We start from the raw sequence: 23,714 nt of genomic DNA on the forward strand, positions 1-23,714 counted from the left end.
GCGAGAGGATCCAGCATGGCCGGCCACCATCATCATCACCACGGCGTCGACGCCGCGTCGGGCGACCGGCGCGTGGTGCTGGCGATCGTCGTCAATCTCGGCCTCACCCTGGCGCAGATCGTTGGCGGCCTGGTCGCCGGCTCGCTGGCGCTGATCGCCGACGCGATCCACAACTTCTCCGACGCCGCCTCGCTGATGATCGCCTTCGGCGCGCGGCGCATCGCGCGCCGGCCGAGCGACCGCAGCATGACCTTCGGCTATGGCCGCGTCGAGGTGGTCGCCGCACTGATCAACTACACCACGCTGATCGTCATCGGCCTCTACCTGCTCTACGAGGCGGCGCTGCGCTTCGTCGATCCGCAGGGCGTCGACGGCTGGCTGGTCATCATCATCGCCGGCATCGCGCTCGTCGTCGACGCGGCGACGGCGCTGCTCACCTATGCGCTGTCGAAGCAGAGCGTGAACATCCGCGCCGCCTTCCTGCACAACGTCGCCGACGCGCTCGGCTCGGTCGCCGTCATCGTCGCCGGCACGCTGATCCTGCTCTACGACTGGCGACTGGTCGATCCGCTGGTCACGGTGATGATCGCCGGCTACATCCTGTGGCAGTCGTTCCGCGAGATCGGCCCGGTGATCCGCATCCTGATGCTCGGCAGCCCGCCCGACATCGCCGCCGACAAGGTGGTGGCCGCCATCCGCGGCGTGGCCGGCGTGCACGCGGTGCACCACGCGCATCTGTGGCAGATGGACGAGCACGAGAACGCGCTCGACGCGCATCTGGTGATCGAGGAGGGCGCCTGGCGCGATGCCGACGACGTCAAGGCGCGCACCAAGGCGCTGCTGGCGCGCGAGTTCGGCATCGGCCATTCGACGCTGGAGATGGAATGCGCCCGGCACGCCTGTCCCGACGCGCAGACCTTCGGCCATCCGAGCGGCGAGGCGGCGGCGCGCTGAGCGCCGGCCGACGCGCGGGCAGGGCACCCCGACCCGGCGGCCGGGACGCGTGCCGGTCTGCGTCGCCCGGACCGGCCGATCGGCGCCCGCACATCGTCGGCACGCCCGCGAACGGCGAACCGATCTCCACGTCGCCTGGAACGCCTCAGGCCTCGCCGTCGAACTCGATGCTGAAGCCGGCCAGCATCGCCTTCTCGACAACGGCTGCCACCAGGTCGCTCTCGCCGAGCGCCAGGTCGGGCAGCAGGGCGCGCACGGCCGCGAGCGTCTGCGACACCGACAGCAGGCGCGGACCGTCGGCGCGGTCGCGCAGCACCGAATCGATGGTTTCAAGCAGCGTGGCGTTGGTCATGGCTGATCTCGCGTCCTGCGGGCGTGCGGGAGCGGCTCGAAACGCGCAGCGCCGACGCGCCCGGATGTCGGCCGGCGATGCGCGGACCATAGGGCCGGTGGCCCGCCGGTGACCATAGACATATGACATAGCCGGCGGAGAATTGCGTCGACCATGCCGGCTCGGTCTCAGCGCGGCCCGGGGCGCGGCAGGCCGATGCCGTGCACGGTGCCCGGTCCGCGCTCCTTGGGCCGGCGCAAAAGGCGCGTGTTCGCTCGCACGAGCGGCGCCTGCAACGGCGCCGAACCGGAGGCGACGAGGTCGCGCACCTCCGACAGGACGAGATTGGCGGCCGGCAGCAACGGCCGCGCGGCGCGCCGCAGCACGCTCAGATCGCGGAAGATCTCCGGCAGCTTCAGCGCCAGCGGCCGCAGCAGCCCTTCCTCCTCCTCGCGGCGGAAGGCCATGGCCGGCAGCATGGTCAGGAAGTCCGATGCTGCGACCGTGCGCTTCAGCGTGTGCACCGAGTTGGCCGACACGCTGGCGCGCGGCGGCTCGAAGCCGGCCCGCATGAACATCTTGCGCAGCTCGAGCAGGATGGCGTTGCCGCTTTCCGGCACGATCCAGGCATAGCGCATGAGGTCTTCGGGCGAGGCGGCGCCGGCGGCGGCGAGCGGATGGTCGCGGCGCGCGACGACGAACATCTGCTCCTTCAAGAGGTCGGTCGCCGCGATCGTCTCGCTGTCCTGGGCGGGCAGGGCGCTGGCGATGGCGAAGTCGACATGGCCGCGCTCGAGGTCGGCAACGAGCTGCGTGCTCGAGGCCTCGACGACATGGATTTCGATCTCCGGCGCCCGCTTCAGCGCCCGCTCGAACACCGGCGGCAGCAGGAAGCTGGCCGCGCTCGGCACGATGCCGACGCGCGCCACGCCGCGCGCCGCGCCCCTCAGCAGGTTGAGATCGGCGATGGTGCGGTTGGCGTCGGCGCGCAGAATGCGGGCATGCGGCACGAACGCCTCGCCGAAAGCGGTCAGGTCCATGCCCAGCGTGTGGCGCACGAAAAGCGCGCCGCCGAGCCGGTTCTCCAGCCGCTTCAGCGCCCGGCTCAGCGCCGGCTGGCTGATCGCCAGCGCGGCCGCCGCGCTGCCCAGGCTGCCGAGCTCGGCGACCTTCAGGAAATAGGAAATCTCGCGAAGATTCAGGTCCATGGCGGATTGTCGGCGCGGTCGCGCGAAAACGCAACAACGCCTAGCGAGCAGAGCCGGCGGCCGCAACCGCGTCGCGGTTGTCGGCGCGCAAGAGGTGCCGGGGTCATGCCGAACGGTTATGGCATCGACGCGAAAAGGCATTATGCAGCACCAGCCCTTTGCGACATGGTGAACGAACGCGCCGCTTTCAGACGGTGCAAAGATCACAGGGTGGGGACTTCTCGCATTGGCTGTCGTCTATACGAACGCGCAAATAATAGACGGAACCGGTAAAAGCTTTTCCGGTCATTTTATTGTCGAGAACGGCGTTATTTCATCGATCGCAGCCGGAGACGCTTCCGTCGCGGGCGATGCGCTCGAGCGGTGCGACCTCGGCGGGCGCACGGTGCTGCCCGGCTTCATCGACTGCCACGTGCATCTGCGCAACGACGGCGTGGCCGATCCGCGCGCCCAGGCGGCCGCCGACAGCGATGCGGTGGCCGTGCTGCGCTCGGCGCGCAACGCGGTGCGCACGCTGGAGGCCGGCGTCACGGCGATCCGCGACTGCGGCTCGCGCAACGGCATCGACTTCGCGCTGCGCCAGGCGGCCGGGCAGGGGCTGTGCACGACGCCGCGGCTGGCGCTCAGCGGCGTGATGATCTGCATGACCGGCGGCCACGGCTGGAGCCTCGGTCTCGAGGCCGACGGGGCGGACGGCGTACGCCGCGCCGCCCGCGGCCAGCTCAAGGCGGGCGCCGACACCGTCAAGCTGGTGGCCAGCGGCGGCATCCTGACGCCCGGCTCGGAGATCGGCGCGCCGCAGTTCACGGTCGAGGAGATGCGCGCCGGCGTCGAGGAGGCGCACCGCGCCGGCAAGACGGCCTGCGCGCATGCGCACGGCACGACGGCGATCAAGAACGCCATCCGCGCCGGCGTCGATTCCATCGAGCACGGCTATCTGATCGACGACGAAGGCATCGCCATGATGATCGAGCGCGGCACCTTTCTGGTGGCCACCTCGTCGGCGGTGCGCAACGTCGTGCGCCACGGCGTGGCCGCCGGCATCCGGCCCGAGGTGGTGGCCAAGGCGGAAGCGGCGATCGAGCACCACATCGACGGTTTCAAGCGCGCCTACAAGGCCGGCGTGCGCATGGCGATGGGCACCGATTCGGGCGTGCCTTTCACCGACCACGGCAACAATCTCGACGAGCTCGTCTACCTGGTCGAGATGGGTGTGCCGGCGATGGAGGCGATCGCGATCGCGACGCTGAACAGCGCACGGCTTTTGCGCATGGACGACCGCATCGGCAGCCTGGAAGCCGGCAAGCGCGCCGATTTCGTCGTCGTCGACGGCGACCCGCTCGCCGACATCACCATTTTGCAGGACCGCGAGCGCATCCGCCGCGTCGTGCTGGACGGCCGCACCGTGGCCGGCCGCGACAGGCAGGCCGGCTGAGCCCGGCCCGCCGCATCCCTACGACACCCGACAAGCCAGACCGGAGACCGCCCGATGGACAAAGCTGAAAAGATCTGGATCGACGGCAAGATCGTCCCGTGGGACGACGCGACGGTCCATCTGGTCAGCAACACGCTGCATTACGGCTTCGGCGTCTTCGAGGGCATACGCTGCTACAAGGCCGAGGGCGGGGCGGCCGTCTTCCGCCTGCGCGAGCACATGGTGCGGCTCGCCCGCTCGGCGGAGGTTCTCGGCTTCAGCCTGCCGCACAGCCTCGACACGCTGGTCGAAGGCACGCGCGCGATCATCAAGGCGAACGGCTTCGAACAGTGCTACATCCGGCCGCTCGCCTATGTCGGCGAGGGCGGGATGGGGCTCGCCTACGAGGAGTGCTCGGTCAGCGTCGCCATCGCGGTGTGGTACTGGGGCGAGTATGTCGGCAAGGGCACCGTGGAGAACGGCAGCCGGGCGCGCGTGTCGACCTATGCGCGCCATCACATCAACACCAACATGTCCAAGGCCAAGGCGTGCGGCAACTACATGCTGTTCCAGATGGCGCGCACCGAGGCGCGCCGCGACGGCTATGACGAGGCGCTGCTGCTCGACAGCAACGGCCATGTGGCGGAAGGCTCGGTGGAGCACATCTTCCTGGTGCGCGACGGTGTGCTGGTGACGCCGCCGCTGACGCATCTGCTCGAGGGCATCACCCGCGACACGGTCATCGTCCTGGCGCGCGAGCTCGGTCTCGAGGTGCGCGAGGAGCTGTTCTCGCGCGATCACGTGCTGACCAGCGACGAGGCGTTCTTCGCCGGCACCGGCGCCGAGGTGACGCCGCTCGTCGAGCTCGACCGGCGGCCGATCGGCAGCGGCAAGCGCGGCCCCGTCACCAAGCGCATCCAGGACGCCTATTTCGACGCGGTCTACGGCCGCAGCACGGGCCACCCCGAGTGGCTGACCTTCGTATGAGACGCAGAGACGCCGCATGACAGCAATGCCAGCCGACGAACACGCCAACAGGGTGGCACGCGCGCGCAGCCTGATGCACGCGCGCGGTCTCGACGGGCTGATCGTCACCGATCCGGTGCACTACGGCTATTTCACCGGCCACAGGGTGCCGGCGTGGATGAAGTCGCGGCCGGCGATCTTCGTGCTGCCGCTGGAGGGCGAGCCGGCGCTGATCACCTGGTCGGGGCCGGACATGTTCTGCCGGCTCTACGACATGCCGTTCCCCTCCTGGGTCGCGGACCGGCGGATCTATCCCGAAGTGCCGTTCGACGATGCGCCGCGCGTCGACTGGGGCATCGCCGAGATCGTGCGCGAGCGCGGGCTGGAAGGCGGTCGGCTGGGCATCGAGCTCGGCCGCGAGACCTGGCTCGGCATTCCCTATGTCGACTACCAGCTGCTGTGCGAGCAGCTGCCCGGGGTACGGTTCGTCGATTCCGGCCCCGTCCTGTGGGGCTGCCGGCTCATCAAGTCGGAATGGGAGATCGACTGCATGCGGCGCGCCTGCGCGATCGGCGGCCGGGCCTGGCAGCGCATGCTCGAGGGGCTGCGGCCCGGCGTCTCCGTGCCCGAGGTGCAGCGCCAGGTGCTGGCCTTCTATGCCGAGGAGGGCGCCGACCTGTCGTCCGAGGCGCCGATGGTGTTCGGCGCCACCGGTGCGGGACGAACCTTTCAGAAAGGAGACGTCCTCTACATCGACGGCGGCTGCAGCTTCGCCGGCTACCGCATGGACATCACCCGCCGCGCCGTCTTCGGCAAGCCGTCGCCGCGCCAGAAGGCCGAGCATGACGGCATGTGGGACCTGCTTTGGGAGATCATCGAACGCATGGTGCCGGGCACCCCGGTCAGCGAGCTGTTCGCCTTCTCGCAGGCGCGTCTGGCGGCCCGGCCGCAGTGGCGCAACTATTCCGACCATCCCGCCAAGCGGATCGGCCACGGCATCGGGCTGGAGAACGAACCGCCGTCGATCTCCGGCACCGACAGGACAGTGCTGGAGGCGGGCATGGTGCTGACGCCGGAGCCGAAGATCGAGAGCGAAGACGGGCTGGTGAATCCGGAGGAGCAGGTGGTGATCCGCGCCGACGGACCCGAGGTCATTTCGCCGGTGCCCGACTGGCGCCTTTTCGAGGTGAACTGAACGGTGACGATGACGAAACAGCCGCTGCGCCTGCTCAGCGAGCAGGACATCCGATTGCTCGGTCTGTCGCTTGCCGACGTGCTCGACCTGACCGAGCTGTCCTACCGGCTCGACGCCGAAGGCAAGGCCGAGGTGCCGACGAAGATCGGCGTCCATCCCGAGCGGCCCGGCAGCTTCCTGCACGCGATGCCGGCCTGGGTCGACGGCAGCCGCGCGCTCGGCATGAAGTGGGTCTCCTACTTTCCCGGCAATTTCGACCGCGGCATGACCGATTCGACCGGCCTGATCGTGCTCAACGACCCGGATCACGGCCATCCCGTGTGCATCATGGAGGGCATGCACGTCACCTTCCTGCGCACCGCCGCCTGCGCGGCGGTCGCCGTGCGCGCGCTGATCGACCGTGCGCCGGAAACGCTCACCCTGGTCGGCTGCGGCGGCCTCGGGCGCTGGTCCCTGCGGGTGATGGGCGCGGCCTTCCCGTCGCTGCGCACCGTCTACGTGTCGTCGAAGACGGCGGCCTCGCGCAGCCGCTTCGCCGAGGAGCTCGCAGGCGAGGGGCCGTGGCGCATCGTCCCGGTCGACACGCCGGCCGAGGCGGCGCGCGCCAGCGACATCGTCGTGTCGTCGGTGCCGCCGGGCGGCGACCGGCCGGTGACGGCGGACTGCCTGGCGCCCGGCAGCTTCTTCGTGCCGCTCGACCTGACCAACGCCTGGCACGACGAGGTGCCGGCGGCGATGGACCGGGTGGTGGCCGACAATCCCGACAGCCTGGCCGCGCTGCTGTCGCGCGCCCGGCCGGCGGCCGGGCTCGATGCCGGGCGCATCGAGCGCACGCAGGATCTCGTCGCCGGCACGGCCCGCAAGGCGGCGCCGGACGCGCGCACCTTCGTCGGCGTGTGCGGCATCGCCAGCTCCGACGTGGTGATCGGCTGGGAAATCTACAGGCGGGCCGTCGAGGCGGGCACCGGCACGCTTTTCCAGATGACCTGAACGCAAGCCGGCGCCCGCGCCGGCACCAAACGTCCGCATAAAGGGAGGAGAACCGACATGCGTGGACTTCGACGGACAGCCAAATCGCTGGCGGCGGCATCGCTGCTGCTGGCCGGCATCGCCGGCGCCAAGGCCGAGGAGGTCGTGCTCAAGGCGCTCACCTACGCGCCACCCTCCAAGGTGGAGGACAGCATGGCGATCTTCAAGGCGTGGATCGACAAGGTCAACACGAAGGGCGAGGGCCGGCTGCGCATCGACATTCTGGGCGGGCCGGAGGTGTTTTCCGTCGGCGATCAGGTCAGCGCCGTCAGCAAGGGCCTGGCCGACATCACGCTGACGTTCACCGCGCACAGCGCGCTGGTGCCGGAGGTCGACACGCTCGGCCTGTCCAGCATCACACCGGCCGAGGAGCGCGAGAACGGCTATCTGGAGATGCTCGACGCTGCGCACAGCAAGATCAACATCAAGGTGATCGGCCGTGCCGCCACGCAGTCGGGCTTCTTCATCTTCTCGAAGGAGCCGGTCGAGACGCTGGCCGACTTCGAGGGCATGAAGATCCGCTCGCATTCGGGCTATGACGGCTTCTTCCGCAAGCTCGGCGCCAATCCGATCGGCATGAACATCTCGGAGATCTACGGCGGGCTGGAGCGTGGCATCGTGACGGCCGCGCCCTACAACATCTTCGCCTACGACCTCGGCCTGCATGAGGTGACGGATTACATGCTGGCCGATGCGTTCTGGCCCTCGCACACCACCATCACGCTGATGAACCGCAAGCGGTTCGACGGCCTGCCGGCCGAGCTGCAGGCGATCCTGACCGACGCACAGGTCGAGATCGAGGCGGAGATGGCCGACATCGTCGCCGAGATGGCCGCGCAGGAACGCGCGCGGCTGAGCGAGGCGGGCATGACCTTCACCAACCTGCCGCCGGACGAGGCCGAACGGTTCCGCCGCATGGCCGCCGAAAGCCGCTTCGAGGTGCTCGAGGAGCTGCTCGGGGCCGAGCGCGTGGCCGAGATCAAGGCGCTGATCGGGCCGCGCTAGGGCATGGCGCGACCGGGTGCGCCCCGGTCGCGCATGGCTGCGGCAGGATCGACGCGACAGGCCGTGGCGACGCCTCGCGCGGCCTGTCGCCGGCGCGGCGCGGGCACCGGCAACCAGCCTCGGAGGAGAACACGACGATGAGCATCGGCCAGCGCCTCGGGCGCTCTTTCGACCGGTTGCTCGATTGCCTCGCACTGGTGGGGTGCGCGCTGATCATGTTCCAGGTGGTCAGCGTCTCCTTCGAGGTGATCGTGCGCTACTTCTTCGGCTTCTCGCTCGGCTGGGTGACCTCGCTGAACGAATGGAGCCTGGTCTTCCTGACCTTCCTCGGCGTCGCCTGGCTGCAGCGCGAGGGCGGCCACACCAGCGACGACACCATCGTCCAGATGTTCCCGGCGCCGGTGCGCGCGATGGCACGCTACGTCGCCTGGGGCCTGGCGCTGCTGACCTGCGCGGTGCTGACCTGGTACGGCGCCAAGGTCACCTGGCAGAACTACGTCAACGAGAACTACGACTTCTTCAAGATCCGCGAGGTGCCGCTCTTCTACATCTACGCGGTGATCCCGCTCGGCAGCCTTTTGTGGCTGATCCAGCTCGTGCGCTCGATCCGCGGCGCGCTGAAGGACAACCGCGCCGAGGCGCCCCACGACACAACGGACGTGTGACGACGCATGGAGTGGTATCTCGCATTTCTGCTGCTGATCGGGACGTTCTTCTTCCTGATCCTGCTCGGCGTTCCCGTGGTGTTCGCCTTTTTCGGCGTCAACATCATCTATCTCGGCTATTTCATGGGGGAGGCCGGCTTCGAGCTGCTGATCGACGGCGTCTACGGCAGCCTGTCGGTCTTCGTGCTGTTGCCGATCACGCTGTTCATCCTGATGGGCGAGGTGCTGTTCCGAACCGGCATCGCCATGAAGATGATCAACACGCTCGACACCTGGATGGGCGCCATTCCGGGCCGGCTGTCGCTGCTGGCGATCGGTTCGGGCACGCTGCTCGCCACGCTGTCGGGCGCCAGCATCGGCACCACGGCGATGCTGATCCGCACGCTGACGCCGGCCATGCAGGAGCGCGGCTACAGCAAGTCGCTGAGCATCGGTCCGCTGCTCGGCAGCGGCGGCCTGGCGATCATGATCCCGCCGAGCGCGCTCGGCGTCATCCTCGCCGTCATCGCCTCGGTGTCGGTCGGCAAGCTGCTGATCGCCATCATCATCCCGGGAATCCTGCTGGCGCTCGCCTATATCGTCTATGTGGTGCTCGCCAGCCGGCTCGACCCGAGCGCGGCGCCGGCCTATTCGTCCGATCCGGTGCCGCTCGGCGAACGCCTGGTGCTGACGGCGAAATACATCCTGCCGCTGTCGATCATCATCTTCCTGGTGATCGGCGTCGTCTTCCTCGGCGTGGCGACGCCGACGGAGGCGGCGGCGCTCGGCACGGCCGGCGCCTTCGGGCTGGCAGCCTGTTACGGCCGGCTGACCTGGTCGGTCACGGTCGAGGCCCTGATGTCGACGCTGCGCATCTCGGTGATGGTGCTGGCGATCCTGGCCGCCTCCAAGGCGTTCACCCAGCTTCTCGCCTATACCGGCGCGACGCAGGAACTCATCGGCTGGGCGACGGCGTTGCCCATTCCGCCGATCTGGGTCATCGTGATGATGCATCTCATCACGCTGTTCCTCGGCGGGCCGATCGGCGGCATCCCGCTCATCATGATGACCGTGCCGATCTTCCTGCCGGTCGTCACCGCGCTCGGCTACGATCCGATCTGGTTCTGCGTGGCGATGCTCATCAATGTCGAGCTGGCGCAGATCACGCCGCCGTTCGGCGTGCTGCTCTACGTGGCAAAGGGCATCCTGCACGACACGACGATGGGCGAGATCACGCGTGCGGCGGTGCCGATCATCATCTGCAACCTGATCGTGATGGCGCTGTTGATCGCCATCCCGGCGCTGTCGCTGTGGCTGCCGGCGCAGATGCTGCAATGACGGCGGTGGACGCGAAGCCGGCGGCCGGGGCTGCCGGCCGCGACGCCCAGACCGCGAAAGCGACGGCACGGCAGCCGCCGCGCCGGACATGACGAGGACCGCAATGCCGACTTCACACACCAGCACCGTCCTGGCCAACGGCCGCATCGTCGACGGCCGTGGCGCGGTCTTCACCGGCTATGTGGCGTTCGAGGGCGCGCACATCCAGGCGGTGGGCGAGGGGGAGCCCGCCGGGGCAGCGGCGCGCTCCGGGGCGCGCGTCGTCGACCTCGGCGGACGCACGGTTCTGCCCGGCCTGATCGACTGCCACGTCCATCTCTCGATGGACGCGCTCGCCGCGCCGGTCGCGCTCGACACGCCGCAGGCGCAACTCGTCGGCCTGATGACGGCATCGAAGAACGCGCTCGCCTCGCTCGGCAGCGGGCTGACGACGGTGCGCGACTGCGGCACGCCCGGCGGCATCGACTTCGCGCTGCGCCAGGCGGCGGCCGACGGTCTGTGCGTGACGCCGCGACTGGTGCTGAGCGGCCGGGCGCTGTGCATGACGGGCGGGCATGGCTGGCAGCTTCTCGGCGTCGAGGTCGACGGTGCCGATGCCGCCCGGCGGGCGGCGCGCGCGCAGCTCAAGGCCGGCGCCGACAACGTCAAGCTGATCGCAACCGGCGGCATCCTGACCCAGGGCACCGAGATCGGCAGCCCGCAGCTCACCGTCGACGAGATGCGCGCGGCGGTGGAGGAGGCGCACAAGGCCGGCAAGATCGCCGCCGCGCATGCGCATGGCGCCCAGGGCATCAAGAACGCGGCCGTCGCCGGCGTCGATTCGGTGGAGCACGGCTATTTCGTCGACGCCGAGGGCATCGCGCTGATGCTCGAGCACGGCACGACGCTGGTGGCGACGTCGGCAGCGGTGCGCAACGTGGTGCGGCAAGGCACTGCGGCCGGCATCCCGGCGCATTCGGTCGCCAAGGCGCAATCGGCGATCGACGCCCATGTCGCCGGCTTCAAGGCCGCGCACAAGGCCGGCGTCAGGCTCGCCATGGGCACGGATTCGGGCGTGCCTTTCACCCATCACGGCAACAATCTCGACGAGCTCGTCTATCTCGTCGAGATGGGGCTGACGCCGATGGAGGCGATCCTGGTGGCGACGCGCGACAGCGCGGCGATGCTGAAGCTCGACGGCCGCGTCGGCACGCTCGAGGCCGACAAGCTCGCCGATCTGGTGGTGGTCGACGGCGACCCGCTGACCGACATCGCGGTGCTGCGCGACCCGCAGCGCATCCGCCGGGTGGTGCTCAACGGCCGCACGGTCGTCGACCGCGACGCCAGCCGCTTCGTCGTCGGCAGCGCCTTCGCCGGGGCATTGGCCGGCGGCGCGGCCGAGGTCGTGGCGGGCTGAGCGACGCCGCCGGCGACACGGGCGGCCGAAGGCGCTGTCCTTCAAAGCCGTCAGGCGCGCTGGGGCGCGCGACCGGGAAGGCGGCGGGCTTTGCCGGCTGCGTGGTGTCCGTCGGCCGGTCGCATCATGGCGATCCGAAAGTCGCATAAGATGGATTATGGAACTTTCCGGTCATGACGGCAGGGCGGATCCGCGGTCGGCCCGGCGGGTCGCGAACGCGCCTGTTCCGGCGTCGCGCCGCGGCTCACGGGGTCGCTGGGCGGCGCCGACGCCCGTGTTCCGACCCGACCTGGCCGCCGCTGCGACCCTGCGGCGGCAGAACCGCCGCGCTTTCGATGGACGGCCGCGGCGCCGGTGTGCGCGTGCCGCGCTCAGCCCTTGTCGGCGGCCGAGGCGATGTCGGCCAGCCGGGCGCCGGCGGCGGCGATGAGCGCGGCCGGTGCGGCGCTGAACACCGCGTCATGCGCGCCGGCCGCCGCCCACACGACGTCATGCGCGAGCAGCCCGCGGTCGGCATAGACCGTGGGCGCGCTCAGATGGCCGATCGGCGCGACGCCGCCGATCGCGAAGCCGGTCTCGTCGCGCACCCGGCGCGGCTCGGCGCGCGTCAGGTTCTCGCCGGCCAGCGCGGCCGCGCGCGCGTCGTCCAGCCGGCGGTCGCCGGGCACCAGAAAGAGAAACAGCCGGCCGCTGTCGGCGCCTGCGAAGACCAGCGACTTGACGATCTGCGCCGGTTCGCAGCCGCATTGCGCGGCTGCTTCCTCGGCCGTGCGCGTCGAGGCGCCCATGCGGCGGACCTCGATGTCGAGGCCGGCGTCGGCCGCCGCGCCGCGCACCCGCTCGATGCTCTTGCTCATCGCGAAAACCTCTTTCCGATCAATCTTCTGGAAAAGGACGTTCAATCACCATGCCATCGTGGCCCGGCGTCACGTGGTCGGGCGTCTCGGCGCGCACCGTGGCATAGTCGAGCGGAATGTGCATGTGGGTGAGCACCGCGCGGCGCGGCTTCAGCCGGTCGATCCAGGCGAGCGCCTGGCCGAGCGACAGATGGCTGGGATGCGGCTTGTACTGCAGCGCGTCGATGACCAGCGTGTCGAGGCCGGCGAGCCGCGGCACGGTGGCTGAGGGAAAGTCGCTGACATCGGGACAATAGGCGATGTCGGCGATGCGGAAACCGAGCGACAGGATGTCGCCGTGCAGCTGCGGCAGCGGCGTGAAGACGATCGGCCCGGCCGGGCCGTCGATGGCGACGGGATCGTCGTGGCTGATCGCGTGGCCGCGCAGGATCGGCGGATAGCCGCTGCCCGGCGGCGTCTCGAAGCAGTAGCCGAACGCCTCGTGCAGCCGCTCCAGCGTCGGCCGGTCGGCATAGACGTCGATCAGCCGGCGCTGCGCCAGCGCATAGCCGCGCAGGTCGTCGATGCCGTGGATGTGGTCGGCATGGGTGTGGGTGTAGAGCGCGGCGTCGAGCGTGCGCACGCCGGCGTCGATCATCTGCTCGCGGAAATCGGGGCCGGTGTCGATGACCACGCGGGTGGCGCGGCCGTCCGGCGCCAGGCGCTCGACCAGCGCGGCGGCGCGCCGGCGCCGGTTGCGCGGCTCGGCCGGGTCGCAGGCGCCCCAGTCGCCGGTGATCCGCGGCGTGCCGGGCGACGAGCCGCAGCCGAGCAGCGTGAAGCGCAGCGTGTCGCGCACGGCCTCAGCCGGCCTCCAGCGCGGCCGGCGGCACCTTGGCAAACAGCCGCAGGAAGTTTTCCGTGGTCAGCGCGGCGACCGCCTCGGCACTCTCGCCGATCGTCTCGGCGAGCACGCGCGCGGTGTCGGCGACATAGGCCGGCTCGTTGCGCCGGCCGCGGTGCGGCACCGGCGCCAGATAGGGCGCGTCGGTCTCCACCAGCAGGCGCTCGCGCGGCACCTCGGCGGCGATCGTGCGCAGCGCCTCGGACTTCCTGAAGGTCAGGATGCCGGAAAACGAGACGTAGCCGCCGAGCGCGACGCCGGTGCGCGCCAGCCCCGCGCCGGAGGAAAAGCAGTGCAGCACGAAGGGGAAGGCCCCCTTCCCGCTCTCCTCCTCGAGGATCGCGGCCATGTCGGCGTCGGCGTCGCGGGCATGGATGACGAGCGGCAGGCCGGTGGCGCGGGAAGCCGCGATGTGGGTGCGCAGGCCCGTCGCCTGGGCGGCGCGCGGCGCCTTGTCGTAGAAGTAGTCGAGCCCCGCCTCGCCGATCGCCACCACCTTGGGGTGATCGGTGAGCCGGGCGAGCTCGTCGGCCGTGACGTCGAGCTCCTCATGCGCGTTGTGCGGATGCGTGCCGACCGAGCAGAAGACCGCGGGATGGGCCTCGGCGATGGCGCGCACGGCCGCGAAACGCCGCACGCGGGTCGAGATCGTTACCATGGCGCGCACGCCGGCCGCCGCGGCGCGCGCGATCACCGCGTCGCGCTCCTCGGCGAAGTCGGGAAAGTCGAGATGGCAGTGGCTGTCGACCAGCATGGCGCCGCTACCCCGCGGCCGCGTCGCGCTCGACATAGCGCGGGAAGACCGGCTGCGGCGCGGGCAGCGGCGTGCCCGGCTCGAGCGCATGCGCGTCGTCGAGATGGGCGAACAGCCGCGCCTCCTGCGGCACGGCCAGCAGGTCGAGCAGCCGGCCGGCCGAGACCGGCATGTAGGGCAGGCACAGGATGGCGATGCGCCGCACCGCCTCGACCGTCGTGTAGAGCACGGCCTGCATGCGCGCCGGGTCGGTCTTCTTCAGCGCCCAGGGCTCCTGCGCGGCGAAGTAGCGGTTGGCGTTCGCCACCACCGCGAAGACGGCGGCCAGCGCGCTGTGGATCGCCTGCGTCTCCATCGCCTTGCGGCCCGTGGCCAGCGCCCCGGCGGCCTGCTCGAGGATCGCCCGGTCGGCCTCGGTGACGACGGCGTTCTGCGGCACCTTGCCGTCGCAGTTCTTGGCGATCATCGACAGCGAGCGCTGCGCCAGATTACCGAGGTCGTTGGCCAGATCCGCGTTGGTGCGGTTGACGATGGCGTCGTGGCTGTAGTTGCCGTCCTGGCCGAACGGCACCTCGCGCAGCAGGAAGTAGCGCACCGCGTCGAGCCCGTAGTGCTCGACCAGCGCGAACGGGTCGATCACGTTGCCGACCGACTTCGACATCTTCTCGCCGCGGTTGAACACGAAGCCGTGGCTGAACACGCGGCGCGGCAGCGCGATGCCGGCCGACATCAGGAAGGCCGGCCAGTAGACGGCGTGGAAGCGGGTGATGTCCTTGCCGATGACGTGCAGGTCGGCCGGCCAGTAGGCCCAGCGCTCGGCCGCCGCGTCGGGATAGCCGGCGGCGGTGATGTAGTTGGTCAGCGCGTCGACCCAGACATACATGACGTGCCGCTCGTCGCCCGGCACCGGGACCCCCCAGTCGAAGGTGGTGCGCGACATCGACAGGTCCTTCAGCCCCGAGCGCACGAAGCTGACGACCTCGTTGCGCCGCTCCGGCGGGCCGATGAAGGCGGGGTTCTCCTCGTAATGGGCGAGCAGCCGGTCCTGATAGGCCGACAGGCGGAAGAAGTAGCTCTCCTCCTCGACCCATTCGACGGGCGTGCCCTGCGGCCCGTAGCGCACGCCGTCGTCGCGCAGCTCGGTCTCGTCCTCGCCGTAATAGGCCTCGTCGCGCACCGAGTACCAGCCGGCATAGGAATCCAGATAGATGTCGCCGCGCTCGGCCATCGCCGTCCAGATCGCCTGCACGGCAGCGTGGTGGCGCGCCTCGGTGGTGCGGATGAAGTCGTCGTTGGAGGCGCCCAGCACCTCGGCCATGCGGCGGAACTCGGCGGTGTTGCGGTCGGCCAGCGCGCGTGGCGACAGGCCCTCCGCCTTGGCCGTCTGCACCATCTTGAGGCCGTGCTCGTCGGTGCCGGTCAGGAAGAAGACGTCCTTGCCGTCGCAGCGCTGGAAGCGCGCCAGCGCGTCGGTGGCGATCAGCTCATAGGCGTGGCCGATGTGCGGCTTGCCGTTGGGATAGGAGATCGCGGTGGTGATGTAGTACTTGTCGCGGGGCATCGGGCGGGAATCCGGGGCGTGTCGTGCTTGCTGGCGCCCAGATAGCGCATCGTCCGGCCGAAGGCCATCCGTCAGTTCGCCGGCCGGCCGGCGAAGGCGGCGTGCAGCGTCTGCAGCGTGCCGACCACGTGCTGCCGGCGGTCGAGATTGTAGGTCTCGGCCTGGCGCACGCTTTCCGTCAGCGTCTCGCACAGCCGCGCCGCGTGCGCGGCGGCGGCGACGTCGCCGGCCTCGGCGGCAGCGGCCGCGCGCGCGGCGACGAGGTCGAACAGGTGGCGGTTGAAGATGGTGAACTGCACCGCCTTGTCGCGGCCGGTCAGCGCGTCGGCCAGACGCTGCGCGCGCACGATGTCGAAGCGGCCGGTCGACAGCAGCGCCTCGCTCTCGGCGGCGATCTCCAGCCCGCCATACTGGGTGAGCAGGATGGCGTTGCGCGCGCTGCCGAGCGACCGGCCGGCGAGCGCCCGGCGCGCGGCCGGGTCCTGCGGCAGGTCGGCCCCCGCCCCTTCGAGCGCGGCGAGCAGCGCATCGTCGTCGAGCGGCTGGAAGCGCATCACCTGGCAGCGCGAGCGGATGGTCGGCAGCAGCCGGCCGGCCGACTGGGCGATCAGCACGAAGACGGTGCGCGCCGGCGGCTCCTCGAGGTTCTTGAGCAGCGCGTTGGCGGCGTTGGCGTTCATGTCGTCGACCGGATCGACGATGACGAAGCGGTGGCTGCCGTCATGCGCCGTCAGCGACAGGAAGCGGTTGACCCGGCGCACCTCGTCGACGGTGATCATCGTCTTGAAGCGCTTCTCCTTGTCGGCATAGGGGCGCGTCAGGTGAAGCACGGCGGGATGCGCGCCCTGCGCCACCAGGCGCGCGGTCTGGCCGGCCCGGTCGGGCGCGGCGAGCCGCCCGGGCGCGGTCGCGGGGTCGGGATGGGCGAGCACGTGCACGGCGAGCCGGAAGGCGAGCGTCGCCTTGCCGATGCCGGGCGGCCCGACGAACAGCAGCCCGTGCGGCAGCTTGCCGGCGCGATAGGCCGCGGCCAGTCGGTCGGCGATCGCCGCGTGGCCGGCCAGGTTGGGGTTCTCGCACGGCTCCGGGATCTCGGGCAGCGTGTCGAACTGCTCGGGCGCGCGGCGCTCGAACATCAGCCGCGCTCCGCCGCGTCGTGCGGCCCGGCGTCGGCCGTGTCGGTCGCGGGGGAAAGCCGCGGCCACACCGCCTCGGCGATCTCGGCGGCAAGCGCATCGCGCGACTGGCTGGCGTCGAACACGAGGCAGCGCTCGGGCTCGGCCCGGGCGATCTCGAGGAAGGCGCGGCGGCGCGCCTCGTGCACCGACAGCGTCTCCTTCTCGAAGCGGTCCGGCGTCTCCTCGCCGCGCCGCTCGGCGGCCCGGCGCATGCCCTCGCGCGGGTCGATGTCGAGGATGATCGTCAGGTCGGGGACCATGCCGTTGACGGCGACGCGCTCGAGCGCGGTCATGAAATCCGGCGCCAGATCGCCGCCGCCCTGGTAGACGCGCGAGGAATCGAGAAAGCGGTCGCACAGCACCACCGCGCCGCGCGTGACGGCCGGCCGGATCAGCGTCTCGACATGGTCGGAGCGCGCGGCGGCGAACAGCAGCGCCTCCATCGCCGGACCGAACGGCTCGGCCGCCCCCGACAGAAGCACGTGGCGCACCGCCTCGGCGCCCGGCGAGCCGCCGGGCTCGCGGGTGACGACGACCTCGCGGCCGATGCCGCGCAGCGCCTCGGCGAGCAGCCGCACCTGGGTCGACTTGCCGGCGCCCTCGCCGCCCTCGAAGGTGATGAACAAGCCTCGCGGCAAAGCGCTTCGTCCCGTCGCTGCCCGTTGTGTCGCCTTCGCTGTAGTCGAGTCCGGCGCCGAGGTCCAATCCGGCGTGGCGTTCGTGCCGCACGGCGCCGGATTCCCCCGGCCCGTCAGCGATCACCACCCGGTGGCGCGCGGCCGGCGCGCGCGATTCGGTCCTGCGGCCCCTCGCGCTCCGGCTCGCCGTCCCGACGCGCCTCGGACCAAGACGTCAGCCGATCTGCGGACCCGTGAAAGGCAGAGCGGCGCTAGCGCAGCCAGCCGACCAGCAGCTCCTGCAGCGCGTCGAGCGCGCGGCGGTGCAGCGGGCCGCGGCCGACGGATTCGGCGGCGTAGAGCGGCGTCTCCTGGCTCAGCGTGTCGCCGATCCACACCTTCAGATGGCCGATCTCGGCGCCCGCCTCGACCGGCGCCTCGACCGGCCCGTCATAGACGATGCGCGCGATCAGACGGTCGCGGTTGGTGATCGGCACGAAGATCGAGATCGGCCCGCGCGCCTTGAGCGCCACGCCCGCCTTCTCGCCGCCATAGAGGCTCGCCTCGCCGACGATCTCGCCGTCGGCGAAGATCTCGTTCCTCTCGAAGGCGCGGATGCCCCAGTCGAGGATCTTGCGCGCCTCCTCGGCGCGCTGCTCGGCGCTCTGCATGCCGCCCATGGCGACGAACAGGCGGCGATCCTTGCGCTGCACCGAGCCGACGATGCCGTAGCCCGATTCCTCGGTGTAGCCGGTCTTCATGCCGTCGGCGCCGATGTCCATGCGCAGGAGCGGGTTGCGGTTGCGCTGGGTGATGCCGTTCCAGGTGAACTCGGGCTGGGCGTAGTACGCGTAGAAGTCGGGATATTCGCGCCAGATGTGCAGGCCGAGCTCGGCGAGCTCGCGCGCGGTGACGAACTGGCCCTCCGCCGGCAGGCCGGTGGAGTTCTTGAACACCGACGTCTCGAGCCCGATCGCCCGCGCGCGATCGGTCATGAGCTGGGCGAAGTTGGCCTCCGAGCCGGCCATGCCCTCGGCGATGATGATGCAGCCGTCATTGGCCGACTGCACGATGACGCCCTGGATGAGGTTTTCCAGCGTGATCGAGGAGTTGACCTCGGCGAACATGGTCGAGCCACCCGAGGCGGCGCCGCCGGTGCGCCAGGCGTATTCGCTGACGTAGAACGCGTCGTCGAGCGACAGCCGGCCGGTCTTGATGGCGTGGAAGACGACCTCCATCGTCATCATCTTGGCGAGCGAGGCCGGCGGCATCGGCTCGTCCGGATCCTTCGAGAAGAGCACGGTGCCCGTCTCGGCGTCGATCATGTAGGCGGTCTGGGCCTTCGTCTCGAAAAGCTGCGCAGCGGCGCTGCCGAGCTGCCCCATCAGCGCAACGGCGATGAGCAGCGCCAGGCACGGCGCCGTCTTCCACCGGGTCGTGGCCACGGTCCCTACTCCCCTAACGGCCCTTCACGAACCGTTATAGGGACCGCACGGCAGGGTTCAACCGCAGACGTGGCGGTGGAGTGGGAAAGCCGGCTGCGCGGGGCGCGGCCTCAGCGTCCGCGCGTCGCCCGCTCGAAGCCCTGGCGCTTCCAGGACTGGGCGATGTCGGCTGCATCCATGTCGGCACGCACCCGGAGCAGGCGGTCGAACGGGCTGCCGCTCGCCTCGCGCACGCGCTGGTCGGCGTAGGAGAGCACCGGCAGGCGCGGCCGCCGACCGTCCGCCGTGTCGCGCTCCGGCCGCTCGGACAGGAGCGGACCGAGAACCGGCAGCGCCGCCGGATCGCCGACGCCCGGCAGGCTGGAGAAGGCGCGCTCGGCCGCGCCGACCGGCGCGCTCGGCGTCGGCCCGTTCATCGCCACCATCACGCCGGGCGCGGCGTCGTCGCCGCCGGGCCGGTAGGAGGCGAGCAGGAACTCGTCGTCGCGGCCGTGCAGCGGCGCCTTGCCGAGATACTCGACCTCGACCTTGGCGACGCCGGCATGGGTGTAGTCGAGCAGCTCGGCGGCACGCCGCGACAGGTCGATGATGCGGCCGCGGGCGAACGGGCCGCGGTCGTTGATGCGCACCACCACCGAGTTGCCGTTCTTCAGATTGGTGACGCGGGCGTAGCTCGGCAGCGGCAGCGTGGGATGCGCCGCCGTCAGGTGCGTCATGTCGTAGATTTCGCCGTTCGCCGTCAGCCGGCCGTGGAAGGCGTCGCCATACCAGGAGGCCGCGCCGACCGCCTTGTAGTCGGGGTCCTCCTGCGGGCGGTACCAGCGGCCCTTGATCTGGTAGGGCTTGCCGACCTGGTAGCGGCCGCCGCCGCGCGGCAGGCGCGAGCGCTTGTCGCTGACGCGCGGGCTCGCCTTCACGCCGTACTCGGCTTCGGAGAAGTATTCCTTGGTGGTTGAGGTCGACCCGGCCAGACCGAGCTTCGGCTCCGGCGTGCCGCAGGCGGCCAGAAAGACCACGGCTGCCATGGCGGCGGACAGCTTGCCGGCCTTGCGGCCGGTGCGACGCAGGTCTAGGCGCATAGGCGGTGCGTCCCCCAACTCCCTCATCCTCGACCGCCTAAAGCATGCCTGCCCTGTCATGGCAACGGATCCCCGGTCCTTCCCTCGCCGAAACGGCAAGACCAACGATCCTTATGGCACAAACTCTTTAGCGGCCGCTTAATCCCATGTGACCGGAAAGGGGCGAGAATATGACCCCGCCGCGGCGCAGCGGCGCGGCGGCGTCCGGCAACGCTGTGGACAAGCGGGCGGGCGCCGGGCCGGCGGCTCGCAATGCGGCGGGAAGCGGCTAGTCTCCCGGCATGACACCCTCGCGCCACATCGACACGCTGATCGCCATCATGGCCGCGCTGCGCGACCCGGAGACCGGCTGCCCCTGGGACGTGCGGCAGGACTTCGCCTCCATCGCGCCCTACACGATCGAGGAAGCCTACGAGGTGGCCGACGCCATCGCGCGCGGCGACCTCGACGACCTGCGCGAGGAGCTCGGCGACCTGCTCCTGCAGGTCGTCTTCCATGCCCGCATGGCCGAGGAGGCCGGCCGCTTCGCCTTCGGCGACGTCGTCGAGGCGATCACCGGCAAGATGATCCGCCGCCATCCGCACGTCTTCGGCGACGAGACGGCGCGCAGCGAGGGCATGGCCAAGGGCGCCTGGGAGCGCAGCAAGGCCGAGGAGAAGGCCGAGCGCCGCGCCCGGCGCCAGGCCGCCGGCGAGCCGCAGGAGGCCGGCTTTCTCGGCGACGTGCCGGTGGCGCTGCCGGCGCTCACCCGCGCCCTCAAGCTGCAGCAGAAGGCGGCCACCGTCGGCTTCGACTGGGGCGCGCCCGAGCCGGTGCTCGACAAGATCGCGGAGGAGACGCAGGAGCTTCGCGAGGCGCTGGCCGGCGACGACCGCGCGGCGGTGGCGGAGGAGTACGGCGACCTTTTGTTCGCGCTGGTCAATCTCGGCCGCCATCTCGGCGTCGATCCGGAGGCCGCGCTGGCCGGCACGAACGCCAAGTTCCGCCGCCGTTTCCATGCCGTGGAGGCGGCGCTGGCAGCCGAGGGCGGCAGCCTCGAAGCGGCCTCGCTCGACACGATGGAGGCGCACTGGCAGCGCGCCAAGGGAAAGAAGGCCGACGGGGGCCGCTGAGCGGCGCCCTGCCCCGCGGCCGACACAAACCGGTTGCTGCGTCGTCCGGAAACGCTCAGCCGGCGTCGGCGCCGAAGCGGCGGCGGATCTCGTCGCGCACCGCGCCGGTGGCGCGCACCGTCAGCGTCACCTGGCCGTCGTCGCCGTCGATGCGGTCGGTCACCGCGCCGTTGCGGTAGAGCCAGTCGAGCGCCGAGAGCCGGGCCGGCGGGATCGTCACGGTGATCGGCGCGACGGCGCCCGACAGGCGCTCCTCGATCATCGCCACCAGCGTGTCGATGCCCTCGCCGGTCGCCGCGGAGACGAGCGCCGGCGGCGGCGCGCCGCGATGCTGCTCCATCAGGCGCTGGCGGTCCTGCGGGGTCAGCCGGTCGATCTTGTTCCAGACCTCGATCACCCGGCCGCGATCGGCCGCGTCGACGCCGAGGTCGCCGAGGATGCGCTCGACGTCCTCGGCCTGCGCCGTGGCGTCGGGGTCGGAGATGTCGCGCAGGTGGATCACCAGGTCGGCCTCGACCACCTCCTCGAGCGTGGCGCGGAAGGCGGCGACCAGATGGGTCGGCAGGTCGGAGATGAAGCCGACCGTGTCGGACAGGATGATCGGCGTGCCGTGCGGCAGGATGACGCGGCGCAGCGTCGGGTCGAGAGTGGCGAACAGCATGTCCTCGGCGGTGACGCCGGCGCCGGTCAGCCGGTTGAACAGCGTCGACTTGCCGGCATTGGTGTAGCCGACGATGGCGACGACGGGAAACGGCACCTTCTGGCGCTTGGCGCGGTGCAGCTCGCGGGTGCGGCGCACGCGCTCGAGCTCGCGCTTGAGGCGCACGATGCGCTCCTGCAGGAGGCGGCGGTCGGCCTCGATCTGCGTCTCGCCGGGGCCGCCCATGAAGCCGCCGCCGCCGCGCTGGCGCTCGAGGTGGGTCCACGAGCGCACCAGCCGGCCGCGCTGGTAGTTGAGATGGGCGAGATCGACCTGCAGCACGCCCTCCTTGGTGCGCGCGCGGCGGCCGAAGATCTCCAGGATGATGCCGGTGCGATCGAGCACCTTGGCGCCGAGCGCGCGTTCCAGGTTGCGCTGCTGGACCGGCGTCAGCGGATGGTCGACGACGACCAGCTCGGCCCTTTCCTCGCGCACCCGCTCGGCCAGCTCGTCGACCTTGCCCGAGCCGATCAGCGTCGCCGGCCGCGGCGCGGCGACCGGCACGATTTCGGCATGCACGGTGTCGAGCTCGATGGCGTCGGCCAGGCCGACGGCTTCTGTCAGCCGCGCCTCCGGCGCGCGCATCGGCCGCGGCTCGCCGCCGCGTGCGGCTGCCCCGGCGCGCTCGCCACCGGCGAGAACCGGCACCACGACGACGGCACGCGTGGGCGGCGCGTCCTCGCCGGTCGCGCCGTTCCGGCCGTGCCCGGGGCCGTCACGCTCGGCCAATCAGGCGTCCCGCCCCGCGGTCTCGTCGGGCTCGAAGAGCTGCACGGGCTGGCTCGGCATGATCGTCGAGATCGCGTGCTTGTAGACGAGCTGCGAGTGCCCGTCGCGCCGCAGGAGCACGCAGAAATTGTCGAACGACGTGACCACCCCTGTCAGCTTCACGCCATTGATCAGGAATATCGTGAGCGGAGTCTTGTTCTTGCGAACGGAGTTCAGGAACAAGTCCTGCAAGTTTTGCGATCGTTCCGCCATTGTTCTTGTCTTCACCCATCCCCCGCGGCCTCGGCCGGGTAGCAAAGTTGTAGCGGGTCTTCGTCAAGGAGAGGTTCGGCCCCTTCGGGCCGCAGACGACCGCCGACGGCCGCCAGAGCTGCACCCGCGCGTTCGTTTGGTTAACAGGCAGGACTTTTTTCCGCAATGTCAAAAAAGGCCCGCCGCAAGGAAAGCGTGACGGAGCCGGGATGGCCATTGGCCACCGGCGCGTCGTCGATCGCCACGACCGGCATCACCACCGTCGTGGCGGCCGTGATGAAGGCCTCGCGCGCCGCCTTGGCCTCCTCGACGGTGAAGGCGCGCTCCTCCACCGCGATGCCGAGATGGTCGGCGACCTCCATCACCGCCGCCCGCGTGATGCCGCGCAGGATGCCGTGATCGGCCGGCCGGGTGACCAGCGTGCCGTCGGCGGTGACGATCCAGGCATTGGTCGCCGCGCCCTCCTTCACCGTGCCGTCGGGATCGACGAACCAGGCCTCCTGGGCGCCGGCCTCGCGCGCCGTCTGGCGGGCGAGCACGTTGGGCAGCAGGCCGACCGTCTTGATGTCGACCCGCTCCCAGCGGTTTTCCGGCACGGTGATGACCGACACGCCGGCCTCCACCTTGCGGGCGGCCGCGGCGGGATCGGTCTGCTTGGCCGTCACCACCAGCGCCGGGCGCGTGCCGGGCGGCGGAAAGACGTGGTCGCGCCTGGCGACGCCGCGCGTGACCTGGAGATAGACCAGCCCGTTGTGCACCCGGTTGCGGCACACCACCTCGCGCATGATCACCTCGAGCGCCGAGCGGTGCAGCGGCCAGGCGATGGCGAGCTCGCTCAGCGAGCGGTCGAGACGGTCGAGATGGCGGCGCATGTCCATGATGAAGCCGCGCGCCACCTCGCAGACCTCGTAGACGCCGTCGGCGAACTGGTAGCCACGGTCCTCGATGTGCACGGTCGCGGCGCCATGCGGCACGTAGCGTCCGTTCACATAGGCGATGCGCGGCATGGCGGTCCCTCCGTCTGATGGCGCCGGCGGCGCCCGATGCTGTCTCGATTCGGCGCCGCA

Annotated in this window: 22 protein-coding genes and 1 pseudogene; 10 read left to right on the top strand and 13 right to left on the bottom strand. The window is 70.6% G+C overall.

What is annotated here, in order from left to right:
* The first annotated feature begins 15 nt into the window (after positions 1–15).
* Positions 16–954: a cation diffusion facilitator family transporter gene (locus tag N1F89_RS00225; RefSeq protein WP_290080372.1), complete on the top strand. Its 939-nt coding sequence runs from the start codon at positions 16–18 to the stop codon at positions 952–954.
* Positions 955–1,099: 145 nt separating this feature from the next.
* On the opposite strand, the gene N1F89_RS00230 is transcribed toward N1F89_RS00225, so the two are convergent.
* Together N1F89_RS00230 and N1F89_RS00235 are read right to left on the bottom strand one after the other, a co-directional pair.
* A complete protein-coding gene (locus N1F89_RS00230) occupies positions 1,100–1,306 on the bottom strand; it encodes a hypothetical protein (RefSeq protein WP_290080373.1) in 207 nt (68 codons plus the stop codon).
* A gap of 167 nt (positions 1,307–1,473) precedes the next feature.
* Positions 1,474–2,493 (bottom strand): LysR family transcriptional regulator, encoded by a 1,020-nt coding sequence (locus N1F89_RS00235; RefSeq protein WP_290080374.1) that lies wholly within the window; start codon positions 2,491–2,493, stop codon positions 1,474–1,476.
* Between the two features lie 385 nt (positions 2,494–2,878).
* On the opposite strand from N1F89_RS00235, the gene N1F89_RS00240 reads away from it, so the two are divergent.
* From N1F89_RS00240 to N1F89_RS00275, 8 genes are all read left to right on the top strand, one after another.
* Positions 2,879–3,928, top strand: coding sequence for an amidohydrolase family protein (locus N1F89_RS00240; protein WP_290080376.1), 1,050 nt, complete (start codon positions 2,879–2,881; stop codon positions 3,926–3,928).
* 54 nt (positions 3,929–3,982) lie between these two features.
* Entirely contained in the window at positions 3,983–4,894 is a 912-nt protein-coding gene (locus N1F89_RS00245; protein ID WP_290080378.1) for a branched-chain amino acid transaminase, read from the top strand.
* A 16-nt stretch (positions 4,895–4,910) separates the two neighbouring features.
* A complete protein-coding gene (locus N1F89_RS00250) occupies positions 4,911–6,068 on the top strand; it encodes a Xaa-Pro peptidase family protein (RefSeq protein WP_290080379.1) in 1,158 nt (385 codons plus the stop codon).
* 9 nt (positions 6,069–6,077) lie between these two features.
* On the top strand, positions 6,078–7,058 hold the full coding sequence (locus N1F89_RS00255) for a hypothetical protein (protein WP_290080694.1): 981 nt from the start codon (positions 6,078–6,080) through the stop codon (positions 7,056–7,058).
* Positions 7,059–7,115: 57 nt separating this feature from the next.
* Complete coding sequence (gene dctP, locus N1F89_RS00260; protein WP_290080380.1) at positions 7,116–8,102, top strand: TRAP transporter substrate-binding protein DctP; 987 nt, start codon at positions 7,116–7,118, stop codon at positions 8,100–8,102.
* 137 nt (positions 8,103–8,239) lie between these two features.
* A complete protein-coding gene (locus tag N1F89_RS00265) occupies positions 8,240–8,767 on the top strand; it encodes a TRAP transporter small permease (protein WP_290080382.1) in 528 nt (175 codons plus the stop codon).
* A 6-nt stretch (positions 8,768–8,773) separates the two neighbouring features.
* On the top strand, positions 8,774–10,084 hold the full coding sequence (locus tag N1F89_RS00270) for a TRAP transporter large permease subunit (protein ID WP_290080383.1): 1,311 nt from the start codon (positions 8,774–8,776) through the stop codon (positions 10,082–10,084).
* 103 nt (positions 10,085–10,187) lie between these two features.
* Positions 10,188–11,480, top strand: a complete 1,293-nt coding sequence (locus N1F89_RS00275; RefSeq protein WP_290080385.1) for an amidohydrolase family protein — start codon at positions 10,188–10,190, stop codon at positions 11,478–11,480.
* Between the two features lie 371 nt (positions 11,481–11,851).
* Here N1F89_RS00275 and N1F89_RS00280 read toward each other — a convergent pair whose 3' ends face one another.
* The 8 genes and pseudogenes from N1F89_RS00280 to N1F89_RS00315 all read right to left on the bottom strand — a co-directional run.
* Positions 11,852–12,337, bottom strand: coding sequence for a YbaK/EbsC family protein (locus N1F89_RS00280; RefSeq protein WP_290080386.1), 486 nt, complete (start codon positions 12,335–12,337; stop codon positions 11,852–11,854).
* Positions 12,338–12,356: 19 nt separating this feature from the next.
* On the bottom strand, positions 12,357–13,175 hold the full coding sequence (locus N1F89_RS00285) for an MBL fold metallo-hydrolase (protein WP_290080387.1): 819 nt from the start codon (positions 13,173–13,175) through the stop codon (positions 12,357–12,359).
* 4 nt (positions 13,176–13,179) lie between these two features.
* Complete coding sequence (locus N1F89_RS00290) at positions 13,180–13,974, bottom strand: TatD family hydrolase (RefSeq protein WP_290080388.1); 795 nt, start codon at positions 13,972–13,974, stop codon at positions 13,180–13,182.
* Positions 13,975–13,981: 7 nt separating this feature from the next.
* Positions 13,982–15,535, bottom strand: a complete 1,554-nt coding sequence (metG, locus tag N1F89_RS00295) for a methionine--tRNA ligase (protein WP_290080389.1) — start codon at positions 15,533–15,535, stop codon at positions 13,982–13,984.
* Between the two features lie 71 nt (positions 15,536–15,606).
* A complete protein-coding gene (locus tag N1F89_RS00300) occupies positions 15,607–16,671 on the bottom strand; it encodes a DNA polymerase III subunit delta' (RefSeq protein ID WP_290080391.1) in 1,065 nt (354 codons plus the stop codon).
* Positions 16,671–17,351: a dTMP kinase gene (gene tmk / locus N1F89_RS00305; protein WP_290080393.1), complete on the bottom strand. Its 681-nt coding sequence runs from the start codon at positions 17,349–17,351 to the stop codon at positions 16,671–16,673. The genes N1F89_RS00300 and tmk overlap by 1 nt, the downstream gene beginning before the upstream one ends.
* A 251-nt stretch (positions 17,352–17,602) precedes the next feature.
* The gene (locus N1F89_RS00310) at positions 17,603–18,715 is read right to left on the bottom strand and encodes a D-alanyl-D-alanine carboxypeptidase family protein (protein ID WP_290080696.1); all 1,113 of its coding nucleotides are present in this window, start codon (positions 18,713–18,715) and stop codon (positions 17,603–17,605) included.
* A gap of 437 nt (positions 18,716–19,152) precedes the next feature.
* Positions 19,153–19,800 (bottom strand): annotated as a pseudogene (locus N1F89_RS00315) (septal ring lytic transglycosylase RlpA family protein); the annotation flags it as partial.
* 335 nt (positions 19,801–20,135) lie between these two features.
* On the opposite strand from N1F89_RS00315, the gene mazG reads away from it, so the two are divergent.
* Positions 20,136–20,966 (top strand): nucleoside triphosphate pyrophosphohydrolase, encoded by an 831-nt coding sequence (mazG, locus tag N1F89_RS00320; RefSeq protein WP_290080395.1) that lies wholly within the window; start codon positions 20,136–20,138, stop codon positions 20,964–20,966.
* Positions 20,967–21,021: 55 nt separating this feature from the next.
* Here mazG and hflX read toward each other — a convergent pair whose 3' ends face one another.
* From hflX to N1F89_RS00335, 3 genes are all read right to left on the bottom strand, one after another.
* Positions 21,022–22,395 (bottom strand): GTPase HflX, encoded by a 1,374-nt coding sequence (gene hflX, locus N1F89_RS00325; protein WP_290080396.1) that lies wholly within the window; start codon positions 22,393–22,395, stop codon positions 21,022–21,024.
* Complete coding sequence (gene hfq / locus N1F89_RS00330; RefSeq protein WP_290080398.1) at positions 22,396–22,647, bottom strand: RNA chaperone Hfq; 252 nt, start codon at positions 22,645–22,647, stop codon at positions 22,396–22,398.
* Positions 22,648–22,787: 140 nt separating this feature from the next.
* Positions 22,788–23,654 carry a D-amino-acid transaminase gene (locus N1F89_RS00335; RefSeq protein ID WP_290080399.1) on the bottom strand — a complete coding sequence of 289 codons (867 nt, stop codon included), beginning with the start codon at positions 23,652–23,654 and terminating at the stop codon, positions 22,788–22,790.
* Between the last annotated feature and the right edge of the window lie 60 nt (positions 23,655–23,714).

The sequence above is a fragment of the Aquibium sp. A9E412 genome (assembly GCF_030398335.1).
Classification (GTDB): domain Bacteria; phylum Pseudomonadota; class Alphaproteobacteria; order Rhizobiales; family Rhizobiaceae; genus A9E412.

Excerpts from the sequence above, each read along its gene's own strand:
- N1F89_RS00290 (WP_290080388.1), bottom strand. The coding sequence starts at position 13,974 with ATGCTGGTCGACAGCCACTGCCATCTCGACTTTCCCGACTTCGCCGAG.
- N1F89_RS00300 (WP_290080391.1), bottom strand. The coding sequence starts at position 16,671 with ATGTTCGAGCGCCGCGCGCCCGAGCAGTTCGACACGCTGCCCGAGATC.
- N1F89_RS00280 (WP_290080386.1), bottom strand. The coding sequence starts at position 12,337 with ATGAGCAAGAGCATCGAGCGGGTGCGCGGCGCGGCGGCCGACGCCGGC.
- hfq (WP_290080398.1), bottom strand. The coding sequence starts at position 22,647 with ATGGCGGAACGATCGCAAAACTTGCAGGACTTGTTCCTGAACTCCGTT.
- N1F89_RS00275 (WP_290080385.1), top strand. The coding sequence starts at position 10,188 with ATGCCGACTTCACACACCAGCACCGTCCTGGCCAACGGCCGCATCGTC.
- N1F89_RS00230 (WP_290080373.1), bottom strand. The coding sequence starts at position 1,306 with ATGACCAACGCCACGCTGCTTGAAACCATCGATTCGGTGCTGCGCGAC.
- mazG (WP_290080395.1), top strand. The coding sequence starts at position 20,136 with ATGACACCCTCGCGCCACATCGACACGCTGATCGCCATCATGGCCGCG.
- N1F89_RS00250 (WP_290080379.1), top strand. The coding sequence starts at position 4,911 with ATGACAGCAATGCCAGCCGACGAACACGCCAACAGGGTGGCACGCGCG.
- metG (WP_290080389.1), bottom strand. The coding sequence starts at position 15,535 with ATGCCCCGCGACAAGTACTACATCACCACCGCGATCTCCTATCCCAAC.
- dctP (WP_290080380.1), top strand. The coding sequence starts at position 7,116 with ATGCGTGGACTTCGACGGACAGCCAAATCGCTGGCGGCGGCATCGCTG.
- N1F89_RS00265 (WP_290080382.1), top strand. The coding sequence starts at position 8,240 with ATGAGCATCGGCCAGCGCCTCGGGCGCTCTTTCGACCGGTTGCTCGAT.
- N1F89_RS00235 (WP_290080374.1), bottom strand. The coding sequence starts at position 2,493 with ATGGACCTGAATCTTCGCGAGATTTCCTATTTCCTGAAGGTCGCCGAG.
- N1F89_RS00245 (WP_290080378.1), top strand. The coding sequence starts at position 3,983 with ATGGACAAAGCTGAAAAGATCTGGATCGACGGCAAGATCGTCCCGTGG.
- N1F89_RS00310 (WP_290080696.1), bottom strand. The coding sequence starts at position 18,715 with ATGGGGCAGCTCGGCAGCGCCGCTGCGCAGCTTTTCGAGACGAAGGCC.
- N1F89_RS00335 (WP_290080399.1), bottom strand. The coding sequence starts at position 23,654 with ATGCCGCGCATCGCCTATGTGAACGGACGCTACGTGCCGCATGGCGCC.
- N1F89_RS00255 (WP_290080694.1), top strand. The coding sequence starts at position 6,078 with ATGACGAAACAGCCGCTGCGCCTGCTCAGCGAGCAGGACATCCGATTG.
- N1F89_RS00270 (WP_290080383.1), top strand. The coding sequence starts at position 8,774 with ATGGAGTGGTATCTCGCATTTCTGCTGCTGATCGGGACGTTCTTCTTC.
- N1F89_RS00225 (WP_290080372.1), top strand. The coding sequence starts at position 16 with ATGGCCGGCCACCATCATCATCACCACGGCGTCGACGCCGCGTCGGGC.